Origin of the sequence: Streptococcus mitis (assembly GCF_000722695.1) — a bacterium.
GTDB lineage: Bacteria > Bacillota > Bacilli > Lactobacillales > Streptococcaceae > Streptococcus > Streptococcus mitis_O.
The window spans coordinates 1-2,179 of sequence record NZ_JPFU01000017.1 but is presented as its reverse complement, the minus strand read 5'-3'; the positions used below and the strand labels follow the sequence as shown (position 1 = coordinate 2,179).

Below are 2,179 nucleotides of genomic sequence, written 5' to 3'. Positions count from 1 at the left end.
ACATCAGAATCAGCTTCAACAAGCAATTCAGTAAGTGAGTCAGCATCGTNTAAACTTCGTNTAAATGTATGCTATACAAGTATTTACGCTTCAACAAGCAGCTCAGTGAGTCGAATCAGCATCTAAACTTACCTCAGAGTCAGCTTCAACAAGCAACTCAGTAAGTGAATCAGCATCTAAACGTGCTTCAGAAGTAGCTTCACAATCAGCTTCAACAAGCAACTCAGTAAGCGAATCAGCATCTAAACGTGCTTCAGAAGTAGAATCACAATCAGCTTCAACAAGCAACTCAGTGAGTGAGTCAGCATCTAAACTTACCTCAGAGTCAGCTTCAACAAGCAACTCAGTAAGTGAATCTGCATCTAAAGTAGCTTCAGAGTCAGCTTCAACAAGCAACTCAGTAAGTGAGTCAGCATCTAAAGTAGCTTCAGAGTCAGCTTCAACAAGCAATTCAGTAAGTGAGTCAGCATCTAAAGTAGCTTCAGAGTCAGCTTTAACAAGCAACTCAGTAAGTGAATCAGCATCTAAACGTGCTTCAGAAGTAGCTTCACAATCAGCTTCAACAAGCAACTCAGTAAGCGAATCAGCATCTAAACTTACCTCAGAGTCAGCTTCAACAAGCAACTCAGTAAGTGAATCAGCATCTAAAGTAGCTTCAGAATCAGCTTCAACAAGCAATTCAGTAAGTGAGTCAGCATCTAAACTTACCTCAGAGTCAGCTTCAACAAGTAACTCAGTAAGTGAGTCAGCGTCTAAAGTAGCTTCAGAGTCAGCTTCAACAAGCAACTCAGTAAGCGAATCAGCATCTAAACGTGCTTCAGAAGTAGAATCACAATCAGCTTCAACAAGCAACTCAGTGAGTGAGTCAGCATCTAAACTTACCTCAGAGTCAGCTTCAACAAGCAACTCAGTAAGTGAGTCAGCGTCTAAAGTAGCATCAGAGTCAGCTTCAACAAGCAACTCAGTAAGTGAATCAGCATCTAAACTTACATCAGAATCAGCTTCAACAAGCAATTCAGTAAGTGAGTCAGCATCTAAAGTAGCTTCAGAGTCAGCTTCAACAAGCAACTCAGTAAGTGAATCAGCATCTAAACTTACATCAGAATCAGCTTCAACAAGCAACTCAGTAAGTGAATCAGCATCTAAACGTGCTTCAGAAGTAGCTTCACAATCAGCTTCAACAAGCAACTCAGTAAGTGAGTCAGCGTCTAAAGTAGCATCAGAGTCAGCTTCAACAAGCAACTCAGTAAGTGAATCAGCATCTAAACTTACATCAGAATCAGCTTCAACAAGCAATTCAGTAAGTGAGTCAGCATCTAAAGTAGCTTCAGAGTCAGCTTCAACAAGCAACTCAGTAAGTGAATCAGCATCTAAACGTGCTTCAGAAGTAGCTTCACAATCAGCTTCAACAAGCAACTCAGTAAGTGAATCAGCATCTAAACTTACATCAGAGTCAGCTTCAACAAGCAACTCAGTAAGTGAATCTGCATCTAAAGTAGCTTCAGAGTCAGCTTCAACAAGCAACTCAGTAAGTGAGTCAGCGTCTAAAGTAGCTTCAGAATCAGCTTCAACAAGCAACTCAGTGAGTGAGTCAGCATCTAAACTTAGCTCAGAGTCAGCTTCAACAAGCAACTCAGTAAGTGAGTCAGCGTGCTTCAGAAGTAGCTTCACAATCAGCTTCAACAAGCAACTCAGTAAGCGAATCAGCATCTAAACTTACCTCAGAGTCAGCTTCAACAAGCAACTCAGTAAGTGAATCAGCATCTAAAGTAGCTTCAGAATCAGCTTCAACAAGCAATTCAGTAAGTGAGTCAGCATCTAAACTTACCTCAGAGTCAGCTTCAACAAGTAACTCAGTAAGTGAGTCAGCGTCTAAAGTAGCTTCAGAGTCAGCTTCAACAAGCAACTCAGTAAGCGAATCAGCATCTAAACGTGCTTCAGAAGTAGAATCACAATCAGCTTCAACAAGCAACTCAGTGAGTGAGTCAGCATCTAAACTTACCTCAGAGTCAGCTTCAACAAGCAACTCAGTAAGTGAGTCAGCGTCTAAAGTAGCTTCAGAGTCAGCTTCAACAAGCAATTCAGTAAGTGAGTCAGCATCTAAAGTAGCTTCAGAGTCAGCTTCAACAAGCAACTCAGTAAGCGAATCAGCATCTAAACGTGCTTCAGAAGTAGCTTC

2 protein-coding genes are annotated in these 2,179 nt (G+C 41.3%); both read right to left on the bottom strand.

Annotated elements, in window-relative coordinates; all coding sequences use genetic code 11:
- Positions 1-102: 102 nt before the first annotated feature.
- A complete protein-coding gene (locus tag SK629_RS12905) occupies positions 103-1,710 on the bottom strand; it encodes a hypothetical protein (RefSeq protein WP_152639392.1) in 1,608 nt (535 codons plus the stop codon).
- On the bottom strand, positions 1,646-2,179 hold a 534-nt coding region (locus SK629_RS12900; RefSeq protein ID WP_050492388.1), incomplete at its 5' end, for a hypothetical protein. The genes SK629_RS12900 and SK629_RS12905, both read right to left, overlap by 65 nt.

Coding starts and splice junctions, on each gene's coding strand:
- SK629_RS12905 (WP_152639392.1), bottom strand. CDS start 1,710: ATGCTGATTCGCTTACTGAGTTGCTTGTTGAAGCTGATTGTGAAGCTA.